The following is a 16,897-nucleotide window of genomic DNA, read 5'->3' as shown; positions in this document are numbered from 1 at the left end:
TTCCTATGGAGATCGTCATCCTCATTGCCGCCGCACTGGTCGTCTGCGGCGTCATGCTGCTGCGGGGCAAGGCCTGGCAGTCCTTCGTCGACCGCCACACCGGCGGCAAGGACAACAAAAACAACTGAATCCCGCCCTGGAAGCCGCAAAGGAGTACCTTTATGAAGCCTGCTTTTTTGGACCGCCTGCTGAATGCGCTGGCGCTGCTGGTGCTGGCGGGGATCAGTGTGTTTTTGGCTGCCCGCTGGCAGGCCCTGCCCAGCCGGGTGCCCATGCACTACAACGCCTTTGGCGAGATCGACCGGTGGGGCAGCAAGACCAGTCTGGCAGCGCTGCTGGGTGTGGCCTGGGTCCTCTATGGGCTGCTGTCGGTGATCGGCCGTTTCCCCGCCCTGTGGAATACCGGGGGCCTGCAGATCACTGAAGCAAACCAGACCCGGGTCTATGCCGCCCTGCTCCACCTGCTCAGCAGCACCAAGCTGCTGATGGCCCTTGTGTTCGGCTTTCTGGCCCTCTGCTCCATCCTGGCCCGGCCGCTGCCGGCTTGGTTCATGCCGGTGACGCTGGCCCTTTTGCTGGGCAATCTGGGCGGGTGGATGCTGCGGGCCTACCGCAGCCAATGATCGCAACGAAAGGAGTCTTTATGGAATCCGTCATCCTCTATGGCAGCCAGTACGGAACCACCCGGCGCTACGCCGAAGCCCTGGGCCGGATGTCCGGCCTGCCCGTCCACAATGCGCAGCACAAGCCAGACCTTGCGGGATGCAGGCTGGCAGTCCACCTGGGGGGACTGTATGCCGGCGGGGTCAAAGGGCTCAAGCAGACCTTGCAGGCCCTGCCCCAGGACGCCCGGCTGATGATCGTCACGGTGGGTCTGGCCGACCCCGCCGACCCGGCCAACGTCGCCAACATCCGCCGCTCCATCTCCCTGCAGGTGCCTCCGGCGGTGCTGGCGCGCAGTCAGATCTTCCATCTGCGGGGCGGCATCGATTACAGTAAGCTGAACCTGATGCACAAGACCATGATGTCCCTTTTGTGCAGCCATGCCAAAAAGCTGCCCCCCGAAAAGCAGAACGCCGAGACCCGGGCCATGCTGGAAACCTACGGCAAACAGGTGGATTTCGTGGACGAAAGCACCCTGGACCCTGTCCTTGCGGCCATCCGGGAGGCTCTGTCATGAAGATCCTCACGGTGTGCGGCAGCCTGCGCTTCACTCGTCAAATGATGGAGATCACCGAAAGGAGATCTTATACTACACCAACCTGCGCCCCGAAAGCGCAGACCCCTGAAAGGAGAGTTTTTGTATGATCCGCCCATTTCAGCCGGAAGATCTGGACGCCGTCGTACGCCTTTGGCTGGACGCCAACAGCCAGGCCCACAGCTTTATCCCCCGCTCGTACTGGGAAGAGCAGCGGGAAGCCGTGCGGGCCGCTCTGCCCCGGGCAGAGGTCTACGTGCACCAGAACCAGGCCGGCCAAATCGACGGCTTCATCGGCCTTGTGGGCCAGTGGATCGAGGGGATCTTTGTGAGCCAGGACGCCCGCAGCCAGGGAGTAGGCCGGCTGCTGCTGGACTGCGCCAAAGAACACAAGCCTGCCCTGCGGCTCCACGCCTATCAAAAGAACCCCCGCGCCCTGGATTTTTACCGCCGGGAAGGGTTTGAGATCCTGGGCCAGGGCATCGATCCCGCCACCGGCCAGGAAGAATACACCATGGGCTGGCAGGCCGCCGCCCACAAAAAAGCGCCGCCCGAAGGCGGCGCATAAACGCGATCCCTTACAAGCCGGCAGACGCCAACCTCAAACTTTCAAAAAGTCCCGTCCAGCTGACATGTGCAGATGGACGGGACACATACAGGGAAATTCAGCACTGAGAGTGTGCGAGCCGCTTTGCGGCGAGTGCGCGGTTCAGCGCTGAATTTTGTCCAAAAGGGGGATATTAGGGGGAAAGGATTTCTGACCTGCACAGCAGGCAGAAATGGGTTCCCCCTAAAGCGTGTCGCTTTTGCGACACGCTGAGGCCGGCAGACGCCGGCTTTTCTTTTTGGGCGGCGGGTCAGATCAGGCCCAGCCGGCGGAACGCCACGGCGATGCCGTCCTCGTCCACCGAGGGGCAGGTGAAGGTGCAGCGGGCCTTGAGGGCCTCGGCGCCGTTCTCCATGCAGCAGCTGACCCCGGCCACATCGGCCATTTCCAGGTCGTTCTCGCTGTCCCCAAAGGCCACCGCCGCAGAGGTGGGCAGACCGCAGAAATCGCAGATCCGGCGAATGCCTTCCCCCTTGTTGAACTTGCGGTTGATCAGCTCGCCGCTGACAAAGCCCTGGCGCTGCGCAGGGCCCCCGGCCTCGCAAAAGAGGAACTGATCCTCATAGGCGGCCCTGGCCTGGGCCAGGCAATCCCGGCCCGGGGCTATGTAGCAGATCTTGTAGATCGGCTCCCCCTTGTATTCCTCCAGCGGGCGGATCAGCATTCCGTCCGCAAAAGCCTGACGCCAGCGCTCCAGTTCGCTGTTCACGGCGTCGGGGCGCTGGGCCTGGTAGGCGGCCAGCCGCTCCATCATCTGGCCGCCCCCGTAGGTGGCGTCCCTGGCCTCCAGGGTGCACTCCACCCCGCTTGCCTCCAGCACCGCACGCACTCCGTCGCTCTGGGCCTTGTCCATGGGGCAGTCAAACAGGACGGTGTCCCCGCACACCACATAGCCCCCCGCGCTGCACACATAGCCGTCAAAGCCATAGCGCAGCACCGGGGAGGTCATTTTGTAGTTGCGGCCGGTGCACAAAAACACCTTGTGGCCATTGGCCTGCGCCTGGCGCACCGCCTCCACCGCGCTGGCCGGGGCTTCCATCCGCCCCGGCTGGATGAAGGTGCCGTCGATGTCCAAAAAAATCAGTCGTTTGTCCATATCCGATCCCTCACAATGTTCTTACAAAAAGGGCAGCACGCCCATCCGGGCTGCCCGCACTGCCAAACCGATCACCAGCGCCGCCAGAGCCAGCACCACAGCCGCCCGGCTGCCCGGCTCCTCCTCTCTGGAGGTGCGGGAACGGCGGGCCGGCTCCCTGGCCGGGGCCGCCTTGCGTGCGGCGCGGGAGCGGGCGGGGGCGGCGCTCTCCCGGGGCGGCGTGCCTGCGGCGCTGCGGCTGCCCTTCTGGCGGGCTGCGGCGGCCTTCTGACGGGCCTCCCCGGTGGGATAGACCCACACTTCGGGGGCCGGATCTTCCGGCGCAGGCGGCTGATTGGGGGGCGGAGCCGGTTCCCTGCCCCCTACGCCGCACCGGCGCAGGTAATCCCGTGAGAGCTGGTAATACTTGGCCAGCTCCTTTTCGCTGAAAGCGGTGCCCGCATAGGCGTCCTCAATGCATTCCACCGCCTCATCGAACAGGATGGCCGCCTGGCCCCCTGCCGCCCGGTCCGAGGCGTGGGCCGCTTCGTTGCGGGCGGTGCGCACCGCGTTGCAGGCCCTGCGGGCCGCGCCCGGGTGGGCCGTGCTGCCCAGCAGATCCAGAGGCTGCGCGGCGTCGCTTTCGGGGTCCAGCAGCACCCGCATACACAGGGTGGTATCCAGCTGCTGCCAGCTGGTCTTGCGGCTGACGTCGGGCATATGGCCGTAGTAGGTGGGGCTCTCCTCCTGGCGGCGTGCGATGTGCTCCAGCAGGGAGTCAAAGCTGTGGGGCCCGGGTTTGGCGTCCCAGTGCCAGCGCAGGATGCGGCGGCTGATCTCATCGCAGGACGCCTTGATCTCAAAGGCCGCCTGCAAATAGGCTTCAGGCATACTCTCCCCTCCCTTCTGTTCCGATCCCGGCTCTGAAAAAAACTGCCGGGAAAGGACGCTCCGACCCAAAACAGGGGGAGCGGTCAAAACACGCTCCCCCTGGGCGGGCTGGTTCAGATAAAGAACTGATAGTAAATAAAGCCATACAGGGCGATGCCCGCGCAGATCAGGGCAGTGACCGGCGGCACCCAGCGGATGATATTTTCCGCCATGGGGTCGCGGTCGTCCTCCTCATCCTCCTCGTCCTCCTGGACGGGGGCGGGACGGGGACGGCGGGCAGGCTTTTCCTCTGCCCAGCGGTCCGCCGCCGGGACGGCCCGTGTGGCATCCTCCGGCTGCTGTTCCGGCTCAGGCTCCTCCGGCTGGGCCGGGGGCGCGCTGGGCTGGGTGAAGAGCCGTGTCTCCTGGCTGGCCCGCGTCTCCTGACGGCGGGCAGGCTGCACCGGCTCAAAGGCGCGGGTACCGCCCATCTCAGCAGTTCCGGCAATGCGGGTGGGCTCTGCCTCGGCCTCGGGGGCAGGCAGATCCTCCTCGGGGGGCTGCTCCGGCTGCATCAGGGTGTTCAGGGCGTTTTGCAGCAGGATCCGGTCCGAGCCGCACTCGCTGCAGTAGACCGTGTCCTCCTCCTTGGGATGGAAGGCGCCGCAGGCGCAGTACCAGCCACAGTCCAGCACCTGGGGGGCGTACACCATCCCCTTGCGGCCCATCCGTTCTTCCAGGGCGGCGGCCAGGTCTTCCGGCAGGCGGCGGGGGGCAGGCAGCCGCACCCGCTTGATGTTGTCCAGGCGGACCACACGCTTGCCGTTGTAGACGTTCTTGAGCACCACGTCCACGCTGGTGATGGGTTTTTGGGTGATGAACACCGCATCGTCCATGCCGAACAGCTCCCCGGGCTTGATATCCAGGCCCTGGTAAGCGAACTCATCCTCACAGAGGATCTCTCCCCCGGTGGTCTTGCACTTGAAACGGACGTCCAGGGCGGTCAGATTCACCCGGGAAATGTTCTTGAACGTCAGGCAGACTGCGCGGTCCCCGCTGATGCTGCCCTTGAGCAGCTCCACCCGGACAAACTGCACCGGACTGCCCGGCGTATAGTAGTTGGCTCTGGTTTGGGCAATGGGATCAAAGCTCTCCTCCACAACACTCAACTCCTTCCCTCTCTATGGCGGGGCGGGCTCACTGCCCGTCCGGTTTGGGGTCGTCCTGACCGGGAGCACTCTCCCCGGGGATATCCACCGGGCCGGCGGGGGGCTCGTTCTCGGGCAGAGGCTGCTGTGCAGGCTCGGCCTCAGCTGCTTTGGGCTCATCCGGAGCAGGCTGCTGCGCAGGGGCGGGCTGGGCCTCATCCTTGCGGGGGGGCAGCGTCTCGCCCCGCATGATGGCATTGAACTCGGCCTCGTTCAGCTTCTCGCGCTGGATCAAAGCCTGTGCCAGGGCGTGCAGCTGGTCGATGTGCTCGGTCAGGGTGCGGCGGCAGGTCTCGTAAGCCTCGTCGATGATGTCCCGGATCTCGCTGTCGATCTCGGCGGCGGTGGTCTCACTGTACCCCTTGCCCTGGCCAAAGTCACGGCCCAGGAAGGTCTCCTCCTGGGAGGTGCCGTAGACCACGGGGCCCAGCCGCTCCGAGAAACCGTAGCGGGTAATCATCTGGCGGGCGATGTTGGTGGCCTGCTGCAGGTCGTTGGAAGCGCCGGTCGAGACGTCGTCCAGGATCAGCTGCTCGGCCACGCGGCCGCCCAGGCTGGAAACGATGTCCTCGAACATCTCCCCCTTGGTGACGTAGGAGCGGTCCTTTTCGGGCAGATACATGGTGTAGCCGCCGGCCTGGCCGCGGGGGATAATGGTGATCTCATGCACGCGGGGATGGTGCTTGCAGTAGAAGCCTGCCACTGCGTGGCCCGCCTCGTGATAGGCGGTCAGCTTCTTTTCCTCGGGGGTGACCACCCGGCTCTTCTTCTCGGGGCCCGCCATCACCTTCATGGAGGCTTCTTCGATGTCCTCCATGGTGATGGCCTTGCGGTTGCGGCGGGCCGCCAGCAGGGCCGCCTCATTGACCAGGTTCTCCAGGTCCGCACCGGCAAAGCCGGCGGTGCGCTGGGCGATGACCTTGAGGGACACGTCGGGTGCCAGAGGCTTTTTGCGGGTGTGCACCTTGAGGATCTCCTCGCGGCCCTTGACGTCGGGCAGGCCCACATAGACCTGGCGGTCAAAGCGGCCGGGACGCAGCAGGGCCTTGTCCAGGATGTCGGCGCGGTTGGTGGCCGCCATGACGATGATGCCGTCGTTGGCCTCAAAGCCGTCCATCTCCACCAGCAGCTGGTTCAGGGTCTGCTCGCGCTCGTCGTGGCCGCCGCCCAGGCCGGCGCCGCGCTGGCGGCCCACGGCGTCAATCTCGTCGATGAAGATGATGCAGGGCATACTCTTTTTGGCCTTGTCGAACAGGTCGCGCACACGGGATGCGCCCACGCCTACATACATCTCCACAAAGTCGGAACCGGAGATGGAGTAGAAGGGCACCCCCGCCTCGCCGGCGCAGGCCCGGGCCAGCAGGGTCTTACCGGTGCCCGGAGGGCCTACCAGCAGCACGCCGTGGGGGATGCGCGCGCCCAGGGAGTTGAATTTTTCAGGGCTCTTGAGGAACTCCACCACCTCTTTGAGCTCTTCTTTTTCCTCGTCCTCGCCGGCCACGTCGGCAAAGGTGGCGGTCTTCTGGTTGGTGGACTCGTCCTTGACCTTGGCGCGGCCCACGTTCATCACGTTGCCGCCCCCGGCGCCGCCCCGCAGCATCGAGAACAGGATGAAGCCGGTGCAGCCCAGCATGGCCAGATAGAAGAAGATCTCCATCCAGGGCACCGACTCCCGCAGGGCGGTGTAGTCGTACTCCATGGGGGCGTCGGGATTGGCGGCGTCATAGGCCTCGATATAGCCCTGCACCTCATTGACGAACATGGCGGCATAGGGCAGCTGGTAGCGGACGGTCACCGTGCCGTCGTCATTCTGCTGCACCGAGTCGCCCGAGGAGCTGCCCGACCCCAGCAGGCCGGACATCAGCCCGCCCGTACCGGAAGTCTGGGTGTCGCTGGTGGTGCCGGGCAGGGGCAGGTCCCCTTCCTTGATGTTCATGGTGATGACGCCGGTGTTCCGGTCCAGGGTGAAGGCGGTCACCTGCAAATGTTCAAAGTAGTGCACCACCGTAGAATAGCTCATGGTGGCGCCGGACGATGTGTTGGAAGTGGTGAACACCGACCAGATCATCAGCACGGCGGCCAGCGCCAGCGCCAGGATCAGCGGGTTCAGATGTGGTCTTTTCTGCTGCAAAAACGATCAACTCCAGTTCTGAATGGTTTTGGCGCCGGGCTCACTGATAGATCTCCGGCTTCAGCACGCCCACATAGGGCAGGTTGCGGTATTTTTCGTTGTAATCCAGGCCATAGCCCACCACAAAGGCGTCGGGCACCTCAAAGCCGCGGTAGTCGGCGGCGATGTCGGTCTTGCGGCGGGCGGGCTTGTCAAGGATGGCGCAGATCTTCACCGAGCTGGGGTTGCGCATTTTCAGCATGGGCACCAGGTTGGACAGGGTGACCCCAGTATCCAGCACATCCTCCACGATCAGCACGTCCTTGCCGGTCAGATCGGCGTCCAGATCCTTGACGATCTTGACAAGGCCGGTGGTCTCGGTGTTGGTGCCGCCGTAGCTGGACACCACCATAAAGTCGATGCTGCAGGGGATGCTCACCGCCCGCATCAGGTCGGCCATAAAGACCACCGCCCCTTTCAGGATGGACACCAGCAGCAGGTCCTTGCCTGCGTAATCCTGGCTGATCCGGGCCCCCAGCTGGGCCACCTTGGCCTGCAGCTGTTCCTCGGTGACCAGAATGGTCTGAATATCATCGTGCATCGTCATGACTCAACATCCTCTCTGTTCTCCCTTTCGGGTTGTATCTCCAGGCGCAGGGCAAGGCCGGCGGCCCCATCGGGGGCCAGGCCCTCCGCAAAGCCTGCGCCGCAGACCCAAACGACCTGGCTGCCATCCGCCAGCAACGGCAGGCTGTCCCGCATCCAGGGCGGGATGGCCTGCTCGTTCATCCACTTGCGCAGGGATTTGGTCACCCCGCGGCCCGCAGGCCGGTAGGTGTCCCCCGGCTGACGGCTGCGCAGGGTGAGGGCAGGATGCAACATGGTTATTCTAGCATAATCTGCTACATTTTTTAAGTCTTTTTTGTGAACGACCTGTGTTTTTTCTTGAAAAGTCTCTCTTACCAGCTGTGCCGACAGGGTTTTGCCCCCGCCCAGGGGATAGCGGGACTGTTTTTCGGGGCAGAAAGCCGCCGGCTGCAGCGGTCCGGCAGGAGGCCCCTCCTCCAGCCAGAGGCAGCCCTGGCCGGCCCGCAGCCGCACATCCGACCGCAGCTGTACCGCTCCGGCGCCCCGGGCCACCGCCTCGCAGACCAGCCGGATATAAAGCGCCTCGGGGTCCCGGTGCGGGGCCACCAGGGCGTGGGCCGCCGCCTCCAGGATCAGGGGGTCGGCCTGACGCAGAGGTCCCAGGTCCCAGGCTCCCGGCCAGGCGGCTGCGGCCCGGTCCAGCAGCTCCCGGGCAGCCCGGGCAAAGTAGGCGTCGGCCCGGGCAGCCTTTTCGCAGAAGCGGGCCAGATTTTCCTCGGCGGCGGCGTTGGCCTGGCGCAAAGCGGGCAGCGCATTGTGGCGCAGCCGGTTGCGGGCATAGCCGTCCTCCAGGTTGGTCTCGTCGGTGACCCATGTCTGACGGCAGGCCCTGCAATAGGACTCCACCTGAAGGCGGGTCAGGCAGAGCAGCGGCCGGACGTAGAAATCCCGGGCCGGGCGGATGCCCCCCGCCCCGTGCAGCCCGGTGCCGCGGGCCAGCCGGAACAAGAGCGTTTCCGCTTGGTCGCTAACAGTATGGGCCGTGGCCACCCGGTCTATCCCCTCTCGGTGGAGTCGGGCAAAGCAGGCATAGCGCAGCGCCCGGGCTTCGGCTTCCCCGCCGGCCGCAGAGGGCAGGCCCTCCTCTCCGGCACGGAACACTCGCAGGGGCACCCCCAGCCCGGCGCACTGGGCCCGCACAAAGGCCTCGTCGGCGTCGGCCGCGGCGCCCCGCAGCCTGTGGTTCACATGGCAGGCCGACACCCGGATCCCCAGAGGGCCGGCCAGATCCAGCAGCAGCCGCAGCAGGGCCATACTGTCCGCCCCGCCCGACACGGCTGCCGCCACCTGCTGGCCCGGAGCCAGCAGCCCGGCCTGCCTGCAAAACGCCAGCACCCGGTCCCGGGTCCCATGCAAGGTCTTTTCTTCTTCGGTCATATCAATGCCTGAAATCCACATCCATAAAGCGTGTATGCGCGCCGTCCCAGCCCAGCGGGACGGTGCTGGTCTCGCCGTGGCGGTTCTTCGCCACGATGCACTCGGCGGTATCGGCGTCAACGTCGGCGCCGTCGGGCTGCTGGCTGGCGTAGTAGGAATCCCGGTAGAGGAACAGCACGCAGTCGGCGTCCTGTTCGATCGAACCCGAGTCGCGCAGGTCCGACAGCTGGGGCCGGTGGCCGGAATTGCTGCCCTGCTTTTCCACCGCACGGGACAGCTGGCTGAGGGCGATGATGGGCACATTCATCTCCTTGGCCATGATCTTGAGATTGCGGGTGATCGAACTGATCTCCTGCACACGGTTCTCGGTGCGCTGGCCCGAGGTCATCAGCTGCAGGTAGTCAATGACGATCAGGCCGATGTTGGGCCGGGCCGGGTCCTGGTTGATCCGGCGGATCTTGGCCTTCATCTCGGTGATGGTGATGGAGGAAGTGTCGTCCATGTAGATGGGCGCATCGTGCAGCTTCTCGGTGGCCAGGGCCAGGTATTCCCAGTCCGAGGCGGTGAGGGCGCCGGTGCGGAACGCCTGACTGTCGATCCCCGCCTCGGCGGACAGGATGCGGTTGGTCAGCTGCTCCTTGGTCATCTCAAGACTGAAGATGGCCACCGGGATGTGCTGTTTCATGGCCACACGGGTGGCGATGTTGAGTGCAAAGCTGGATTTGCCCATGCCGGGACGGGCTGCCAGGATGATCAGGTCGCCCCGGCCCAGACCGGTCAGAACGGTGTCCAGCAGCCGGAAGCCGGTGGGGATACCCTTGTATTTGTCGGCGTCGGGGCCGCTGATCTTTTGCAGATTGGTCAGGGTCTCCACCATACTGGAGGACAGGGGGGTCAGGGCGCTGGAATCCCGCCCCGAACGGATCTCATACAGGCGCTGTTCGGCGTTTTCCAGCAGCATACTGGCGTCGGGCTCGTCCCCGGCGTCCTGCAAAATATCCGCCGCCACCCCCATCAGCTGGCGGATGAGGTATTTTTCCTGGACGATCTCGGCATAGGCCCGCACATTCGAGATGCTGGGCACCGTTTCGGCCAGGCCGGTCAGGTAGACTTTGGCCTCGTCCGGGCTTGCAAAGATGTTGTCCGACACCACCGCGTCCAGCAGCGTGACAAAGTCGATGGTCTGATCCCCGGTGAACAGGCGCACCATCTCGGCATAGATCCGCCCGTTCTGGGCGGCATAGAACATCTCGGGGCGCAGGATCTCCACCAGGTCGGTCAGCACATCGGGCTTGAGCAGCACCGCGCCCAGCACGCTCTGTTCCGCCTGCATACTGTAAGGCGGCTGGATGCCCATGCTCTCAAGGTTCAGTTGATTGGAATAGCCGCCCTTCCGGCGTTGTTCCGGCATATCTGCCTCCCCCTTCCACTCGTTTTGCCCATCCGGGGCAGAAACTCAAAAAAGCGCCCCCTCTTTTGCAGGGAGCGCAGCGGCCGCCGGGCAGGTCACTCAGGCCTGCTCGACCTCCACATTCACTTTAAAGCTGGCCACGACGCCCGGATACAGGCGCACCTTGCCGTTGAAGACGCCGGCGTCCCGGATATCCTTGACCTCCAGCTCGATCTTCTTCTTGTCCACCGTCTCGCCGGTGGCCTCGGACAGGGCGGCGGCGATCTCCTTGCCGGTCACCTTGCCGAACAGGCGGCCCGAAGCGCCGCCCTTGGCCTTGACGGTGACGATGCGGCTGTTGATCTTGGCCGCCAGCGCCTGGGCAGCGGCCACATTCTCCGCCTCATGGAAATCGGCGGCGGCCTCCTTGCTGCGGGCGATGTTCAGCGCGGTGGCGTCGGCCACAGCGGCCAGCTTGCGGGGGAACAGGTAATTGCGGGCGTAGCCGTCCGACACCTCATGGATCTCGTCCTTCCTGCCGATCCCCTTGACATCCTGCTTCAAAATAACCTTCATGGCAATCCCTCATTTCCGGCCTGGCAGCTCGCGCCGCGCAGGCCTGTCTCTATCTTACAGTATAGCGCATCCGGGCCGTTTCGGCAAGGGCGGCAAGCCCTTTGCCCGCGTCCTTTTTATTGCAGGCCCTTTGCTTTCTCCTGGGCTGCGTTGCCCAGTTCTTCATACACGCTGTCTCCGGCTTTCCAGTGCATCAGGTTGCGGAGCCTCACGCCCCGGTCGCCGTGTTCCGGGTCATCAAACAGCTCCTGCAGCTTCTGGCAGGGCAGATCCGGGCACTCGCCGCAGTGGGCAAAGCCCTTTTCGATGCAGCAGCACGCCTTATCGCATTCGCCCCAGAACATCGTTCCCGCATTGGCCTTACAGCCTTTGCAGCCGATCTTGTCCTTCCACTCGCACACACCGCAGTAGGCGCCGCAATAGGCGATCATGTTCCGATCCATCTTCATGCAAGCTCCTCCCGGGCAGCGGCCAGGGCGCTCTCGATCACCTTATCCATGTCGTAGTAACGGTACTCGCCCAGGCGCCCGCCGAAGCGGACCTTCTTTTCCTCCCCGGCCAGGGCCTGGTAACGGGCGTAGAGGGCGCTGTTCTTATCGTCGTTGACGGGATAGTAGGGCTCGTCCCCCACCTTCCACTCGGCGCTGTACTCCCGGCTGATCACCGTTTTGGGCTGGGTGCCGAACTCAAAGTGCTTGTGCTCGATGATGCGGGTGTAGGGGGTCTCGGCGTCGGTGTAGTTGACCACCGCGTTGCCCTGGTAGTTGTCGGTGTCCAGCACCTCCGTCTCAAACCGGACGCTGCGGTATTCCAGCGCCCCCAGCTGATAGCCGAAATAAGCGTCGATGGCGCCGGTGTAGATCACACGGTCCGCCAAAGCGTCCAGCTGCATTTTTTCTTTCAGGTAGTCCACCCCCAGGCGGACCTCCACCCCCTCCAGCATACGCTCCACCATGGCGGTGTAGCCGCCGTTGGGGATGCCCTGATAGAGGGCATTGAAATAGTTGTCGTCGTAGGTGAACCGCACCGGCAGCCGCCGGATGATGAAGGCGGGCAGCTGGTCGCAGGGACGGCCCCACTGCTTGGCGGTGTAGCCCTTGATCAGTTTCTCATAGATGTCGGTGCCCACCAGGCTGATGGCCTGCTCCTCCAGGTTTTTGGGCTGGGTGATGCCGGCGGCATCCCGCTGGCGCTGGATCTCAGCCTTGGCCTCGGCGGGAGTCACCACGCCCCACATCTTATTGAAGGTATTCATGTTGAAGGGCAGGTTGTAGATCTGGCCGTGGTAGTTGGCCACCGGGCTGTTGGTGTAGCGGTTGAACTCGGCAAACCGGCCCACATAGTTCCACACCTCTTTGGAGTTGGTGTGGAAGATATGAGCGCCATAGCGGTGGACGTTGATCCCCTCCACCTGCTGGGTGTACACATTGCCTGCAATGTGGTCCCGCCGGTCAATGACCAGGCAGCGCTTGCCCTTGCTGCGGGCCTCATGGGCAAAGACGGCGCCAAACAGCCCCGCCCCCACGATCAGATAATCATAGGGCTTCATTTCCCTTCTCCTTTCAGCTTGTCAGGCTTTCACGCTGCCCTTTTTCTGGGCAGCCCGGTAGGCGTCGATGGCCGCGCACAGGTGGGCGTGGGCCTGCTCCATGGTGGTGTGCTTGAGGACGGTGGCCGCCATGGTCTGGTGTCCGCCGCCGCCCATGCTCTCCATGATCACCTGCACATTCACCTGGCCCATGCTGCGGGCCGAGATCTTGACCATACTGCCGGCCTGCACCGCCACAAAGCTGGCCTGCACCCCTTCGATGCTCAACAGGTCGTTGGCCGCCTGGGGCACCGCCACCTGGGCTTCGGCGGGCAATTCCCCGCTCAGCACCACGGCGCAGCCCTTGTACATCTGGGCCTTGGCCACCAGGCTCGCCTTGGCGTTGTATTCGGGCAGGCTGACGTCGAACAAAGCCCAGGCCCGCTCGGTCTCGGCGCCGTAGCGGCGCAGGGCCGCCGCCGCCTCAAAGGTGCGCACGCCGGTATGCAGGCTGAAGTTGCGGGTATCCAGCATGATGCCCGCCAGCAGGCCCTCGGCCTCAATGCGGGTGGGCTTGTCATCCCGGGTGCCCACATACTGCAGCAGCTCGGTGACCAGCTCGCTGGCCGAGGACGCATAGGGCTCGTGGCAGACCAGCACGGCGTTTTCGATATAGCCTACCCCCTTGCGGTGGTGGTCGATGACGGCGATCTTGCCGCACTTTTCCAGGATCTCCTTGCACTCCACCTGGCCGACCTGGTATGTATCGACCACGATGCACAAAGTCTCCTTGGAAATGATGCTCAGGGCGCTGCGGGGGTCGATGAAATCCCCCTCCTGACCGGCGTCCTCAATGGCGTTGATCAGGCTGGAGGCCAGGGTGGCTTCCCGCTTGACGGCGATGACGGCGGGCACATCGCAGATCTTGCAGATCCGCAGCATCCCTTCCGCCGAGCCGATGGCATCCAGATCGCTCATCCGGTGGCCCATGATGACCACATGGTCGGCGGTCTTGATCAGCCCCACCAGGGCCTCGGCCACGATGCGGCTGCGCACCTTGCTGCGCTTTTCCACACCATGGCTGACGCCGCCGTAGAAGGTGAAGCCGTCGGGGGTCATCTCGGCGGCCTGGTCGCCGCCGCGGCCCTGGGCCATATCCAGAGCCTGCACCGCCATCTCCTGGGCTTCGTGGAGGGTGGGGGCCCGCCGGCCGATGCCGATGGAGATGGACAGGTTGATGCTGGGCTCCAGGGCCCGGATCTTGTCCAGCACATCGTAGCCCTGCTGGGCGAACTGCTCCAGCTGGCGCTCCTCCACCACGGCGATGTAGCGCCCGTTGGCCACCCGGCGCAGAAAACCGGTGCCCCGGGCGATCATGGCCTCGATGGTGCGGTTGATCCGCTCCAGCAAACGGGCGCTCTCACTGTCCAGCATGTCGCTGAACACATCGTCGTAGCCGTCCACCGAGAAGATCATATAACCGGGGCGGCTGGCCTTGTATTCCAGCTCGACCCTGCGCAGGGCGGTCTCATCGTTGAGGATCAGGATGCTGACCTTCTCCCCCTCCCCCTTGACGGTGGAGGCATGGATGCGCCAGGTACCGCTGACGCAGGCCAGCACCTGGCCGTCCGGGCCGGCGCACTGGGCCATATCCAGTCCGGGCAGCATCTTGTTCACACGTCCGGCCAGCTGGTCCCCGCCGGCCAGGACCCTGTCCCGGAAAGGCAGGTTATACCACACCACCGTGTCCCCGCTGAGCAGGGCCGCCGGCTGGGACAGGGACGCAAGGCTGTACTGGGTGCGGGAATTTTCAAAGCTGGTGCCGGTGACCCAGCGGGCCGCCCACCGGCGGATGCGGTAGCGCGACACCACCACCAGGATGATGCACACCACCGCCACCACCAGCACCACAGGGCCCAGGGCGGGCTGTACCACCAGCAGCAGCAGGGACAGCGCCGCCGCCAGCAGCGCAAAGCCCATTGTAAACATTTCCAGCGTCCATCTGGGTTTTTGCTTCATGGCGGATGCCTCTTTTCCCCTCCCCTTCGGGAGGACACACTTCACTGGCCGGGCCGGGGAGCTGCCTGCATCCCCTCTGCCGCTGTGTCCCCGGGATGCCCCCGGGGCGGGCGGCCCGGCGGTTCAGCCGCGCAGGTCCATCCTGCACGGCACGGCCCCGGCGGGGATGGAGGTCATACCTCCATCAGCACGGGCAGGATCATGGGGCTGCGCTTGGTGCGCCGGTAGATATAGCTGCTCAGCGCCTCCCGCATACGGGTCTTGACGCTGTTCCAGTCCCGGACCCGCTCCTCTACGCAGCGGTTCAGGGCCATTTCCACCGTGCTCTGGGCGCCCTCCATCAGGCTCTCATTCTCACGGACGTACACAAAGCCCCGGCTGACCAGATCCGGCCCGGCCAGCACACGGCCGGTCTTGCCGTCCACGGTGGCCACGATGATCACCAGGCCGTCCTCCGACAGGTGCTTGCGGTCCCGCAGCACCACATTGCCCACGTCGCCCACGCCCAGGCCGTCCACCATGACGGCGCCGGCGGTGACCGGCTCTCCCAGCTTGATCTCATCCTGGGTCAGGATGACGTTGGAGCCGTTCTCCGCGATGAGGATATTGTTGTGGGGGATGCCCAGGCTGGCCGCCGTGAGGGCGTGTTTTTTCAGCTGCTTGTACTCGCCGTGCACCGGCAGGAAGAACTTGGGCCGGGTCAGCGTGAGCATCAGCTTCTGCTCCTCCTGGCAGGCATGGCCCGAGACGTGCACATCGTACATACTCTCATAGATCACCTCGGCCCCCAGCAAAAGCAGGCCGTTGACGATCTTGGTGACGCTCTTTTCGTTGCCGGGGATGGGGTTGGCCGAGATGATGATGAAATCCCCCGGGCCCACCCGCACCTGCCGGTGGCTGCAGGAAGCCATCCGGGACAAAGCGCTCAAAGGCTCGCCCTGGCTGCCGGTGGTGATCAGCACCACTTCCTCGGGGGCATAGCGGTTCAGCTCGTCCACGCTGATCAGGGTGCCGTCCGGGATATGCATATAGCCCAGCTCCTGGGCCATGGCGGTGTTGTTGACCATGCTCCGCCCGCTGAACGCCACCTTGCGGCCTTCCTGCACCGCCAGGTCGATGATCTGCTGGATGCGGTAGATGTTGGAAGCAAAGGTGGCAATGATGATCCGCTTGTTCCGCGCCTGGGTGAACAGGTTGTGGACGCCGGCGGCCACCTTCTGCTCGGTGGCGGTGAACCCGGGGCGCTCGGCATTGGTGGAATCGCTCAGCAGGGCCAGCACCCCTTTGCGGCCGTACTCGGCCAGGGTGGTCAGGTCGGTGGGACCGCAGGCCAGGGGGGTGTAATCGATCTTGAAGTCGCCGGTCTGGATGACCACGCCGGCGGGGCTTTCGATGGCAAAGGCCACCGCATCGGGGATGGAGTGGTTGACGTGGATGGGCTCCACCGTGAAGCATCCCAGCTGCAGTTTCTGCCGGGGGACGATCTCCACAAAGCGGGTCTTGCCTGCCAGGTTGAACTCCTCCAGCTTGTTGCGGATCAGCCCCAGGGTCAGCCGGGTGCCATAGACCGGCAGGTCCATCTTTTGCAGCAGATAGGGGATGCTGCCGATGTGGTCCTCGTGGCCGTGGGTGATCAGCAGCCCCTTGATCTTGTCCTTGTTCTGCAGCACAAAGGTGAAGTCGGGGATGACCATATCCACCCCATACATCTCGCTGTCGGGGAACACCAAGCCGCAGTCCACAATGATCATATCGCCGCAGCACTCATAGACGGTCATATTCTTGCCCACTTCCCCAAGGCCGCCCAGAGGGTAGATGTGGATGGGCACTGCCGCGCCGCCTTTGGGGGGCTGGGGCCGGCGGGGCCGGCGCATGGGGCGGCGGGTGCGCTGGACGCGGTTGTCAGCCGCAGGGCTGGGGCGGCGGGCGCTGCCGGAAGATGTGCCAGTGTTCTCTTTTGTTGCCATGTGTACCTCCATAACGCAAACAGGGCAAGGGCCGTCCGGCCCTTACCAAAGGGGAGGCCGCGGCCTTCCGCCCGGTCTCCGGTAAAGGATCGTATCTCAAAAAAGCCGCTCTCCGGCTTGCTGATCGGATGCTGTGGCCCCGGGGCGGGCGCTGGTGGCCTGCACGGTCCATCTGCTCAATGCGACCGCGGCCGGCCCCCCGGAGGCCGGGGCATACCCGGGCCGCCCTGTCCTGAAAGACCCTGCGCACGACGCGGGATCGGATGCTCTGCACAGAGCAGGAAGGGCCCTGGATACGCCCTGGATGCGCGCTGTACGCACATC

Annotated in this window: 17 protein-coding genes; 5 read left to right on the top strand and 12 right to left on the bottom strand. The window is 64.6% G+C overall.

What is annotated here, in order from left to right:
• Positions 1 to 5 precede the first annotated feature (5 nt).
• Genes B5G12_RS15060 through B5G12_RS00960 form a run of 5 tightly spaced genes read left to right on the top strand, consistent with a single transcriptional unit; the run spans position 6 to position 1,766 of the window.
• A complete protein-coding gene (locus tag B5G12_RS15060; RefSeq protein ID WP_275532634.1) occupies positions 6 to 128 on the top strand; it encodes a hypothetical protein in 123 nt (40 codons plus the stop codon).
• Between the two features lie 33 nt (positions 129 to 161).
• Positions 162 to 623 carry a DUF1648 domain-containing protein gene (locus B5G12_RS00970; protein WP_087322961.1) on the top strand — a complete coding sequence of 154 codons (462 nt, stop codon included), beginning with the start codon at positions 162 to 164 and terminating at the stop codon, positions 621 to 623.
• 20 nt (positions 624 to 643) lie between these two features.
• The gene (locus B5G12_RS00965) at positions 644 to 1,180 is read left to right on the top strand and encodes a flavodoxin domain-containing protein (RefSeq protein ID WP_087228051.1); all 537 of its coding nucleotides are present in this window, start codon (positions 644 to 646) and stop codon (positions 1,178 to 1,180) included.
• Positions 1,177 to 1,308: a hypothetical protein gene (locus B5G12_RS15055; RefSeq protein ID WP_275532633.1), complete on the top strand. Its 132-nt coding sequence runs from the start codon at positions 1,177 to 1,179 to the stop codon at positions 1,306 to 1,308. Before B5G12_RS00965 ends, B5G12_RS15055 begins: the two co-directional genes overlap by 4 nt.
• On the top strand, positions 1,305 to 1,766 hold the full coding sequence (locus B5G12_RS00960; RefSeq protein ID WP_087322958.1) for a GNAT family N-acetyltransferase: 462 nt from the start codon (positions 1,305 to 1,307) through the stop codon (positions 1,764 to 1,766). Before B5G12_RS15055 ends, B5G12_RS00960 begins: the two co-directional genes overlap by 4 nt.
• A gap of 289 nt (positions 1,767 to 2,055) precedes the next feature.
• Here the strand turns inward: B5G12_RS00960 and B5G12_RS00955 are convergent, their stop codons facing one another.
• The 12 genes from B5G12_RS00955 to B5G12_RS00900 all read right to left on the bottom strand — a co-directional run bounded on the left by B5G12_RS00955 (position 2,056) and on the right by B5G12_RS00900 (position 16,573).
• Positions 2,056 to 2,901: an HAD hydrolase family protein gene (locus B5G12_RS00955; RefSeq protein WP_087322955.1), complete on the bottom strand. Its 846-nt coding sequence runs from the start codon at positions 2,899 to 2,901 to the stop codon at positions 2,056 to 2,058.
• Positions 2,902 to 2,922: 21 nt separating this feature from the next.
• Positions 2,923 to 3,771: a hypothetical protein gene (locus tag B5G12_RS00950; protein ID WP_087322952.1), complete on the bottom strand. Its 849-nt coding sequence runs from the start codon at positions 3,769 to 3,771 to the stop codon at positions 2,923 to 2,925.
• 113 nt (positions 3,772 to 3,884) lie between these two features.
• A complete protein-coding gene (locus B5G12_RS00945) occupies positions 3,885 to 4,910 on the bottom strand; it encodes a hypothetical protein (RefSeq protein WP_087322950.1) in 1,026 nt (341 codons plus the stop codon).
• Positions 4,911 to 4,947: 37 nt separating this feature from the next.
• Positions 4,948 to 7,026: an ATP-dependent zinc metalloprotease FtsH gene (gene ftsH / locus B5G12_RS00940; RefSeq protein WP_204245649.1), complete on the bottom strand. Its 2,079-nt coding sequence runs from the start codon at positions 7,024 to 7,026 to the stop codon at positions 4,948 to 4,950.
• 103 nt (positions 7,027 to 7,129) lie between these two features.
• On the bottom strand, positions 7,130 to 7,675 hold the full coding sequence (gene hpt / locus B5G12_RS00935) for a hypoxanthine phosphoribosyltransferase (protein ID WP_087228045.1): 546 nt from the start codon (positions 7,673 to 7,675) through the stop codon (positions 7,130 to 7,132).
• On the bottom strand, positions 7,672 to 9,093 hold the full coding sequence (gene tilS, locus B5G12_RS00930; protein WP_087322944.1) for a tRNA lysidine(34) synthetase TilS: 1,422 nt from the start codon (positions 9,091 to 9,093) through the stop codon (positions 7,672 to 7,674). Before tilS ends, hpt begins: the two co-directional genes overlap by 4 nt.
• Position 9,094: 1 nt before the next feature.
• Positions 9,095 to 10,504: a replicative DNA helicase gene (gene dnaB / locus B5G12_RS00925; protein WP_087228043.1), complete on the bottom strand. Its 1,410-nt coding sequence runs from the start codon at positions 10,502 to 10,504 to the stop codon at positions 9,095 to 9,097.
• A 99-nt stretch (positions 10,505 to 10,603) separates the two neighbouring features.
• Positions 10,604 to 11,059 (bottom strand): 50S ribosomal protein L9, encoded by a 456-nt coding sequence (gene rplI / locus B5G12_RS00920; RefSeq protein WP_087228042.1) that lies wholly within the window; start codon positions 11,057 to 11,059, stop codon positions 10,604 to 10,606.
• Between the two features lie 116 nt (positions 11,060 to 11,175).
• The gene (locus tag B5G12_RS00915; protein WP_242955885.1) at positions 11,176 to 11,508 is read right to left on the bottom strand and encodes a DUF3795 domain-containing protein; all 333 of its coding nucleotides are present in this window, start codon (positions 11,506 to 11,508) and stop codon (positions 11,176 to 11,178) included.
• Positions 11,505 to 12,608: a UDP-galactopyranose mutase gene (gene glf, locus B5G12_RS00910; RefSeq protein ID WP_087322942.1), complete on the bottom strand. Its 1,104-nt coding sequence runs from the start codon at positions 12,606 to 12,608 to the stop codon at positions 11,505 to 11,507. The genes B5G12_RS00915 and glf overlap by 4 nt, the downstream gene beginning before the upstream one ends.
• Positions 12,609 to 12,629: 21 nt before the next feature.
• Positions 12,630 to 14,606 carry a DHH family phosphoesterase gene (locus B5G12_RS00905; RefSeq protein WP_242955884.1) on the bottom strand — a complete coding sequence of 659 codons (1,977 nt, stop codon included), beginning with the start codon at positions 14,604 to 14,606 and terminating at the stop codon, positions 12,630 to 12,632.
• Between the two features lie 173 nt (positions 14,607 to 14,779).
• The gene (locus B5G12_RS00900) at positions 14,780 to 16,573 is read right to left on the bottom strand and encodes a ribonuclease J (protein WP_087322938.1); all 1,794 of its coding nucleotides are present in this window, start codon (positions 16,571 to 16,573) and stop codon (positions 14,780 to 14,782) included.
• Positions 16,574 to 16,897 lie beyond the last annotated feature (324 nt).

It is taken from the genome of Faecalibacterium sp. An58 (assembly GCF_002161515.1).
GTDB classification, from domain to species: domain Bacteria; phylum Bacillota; class Clostridia; order Oscillospirales; family Ruminococcaceae; genus Faecalibacterium; species Faecalibacterium avium.
The sequence above is the reverse complement of the archived record's forward strand: the minus strand, read 5'-3'. Positions and strand labels throughout refer to the sequence as shown.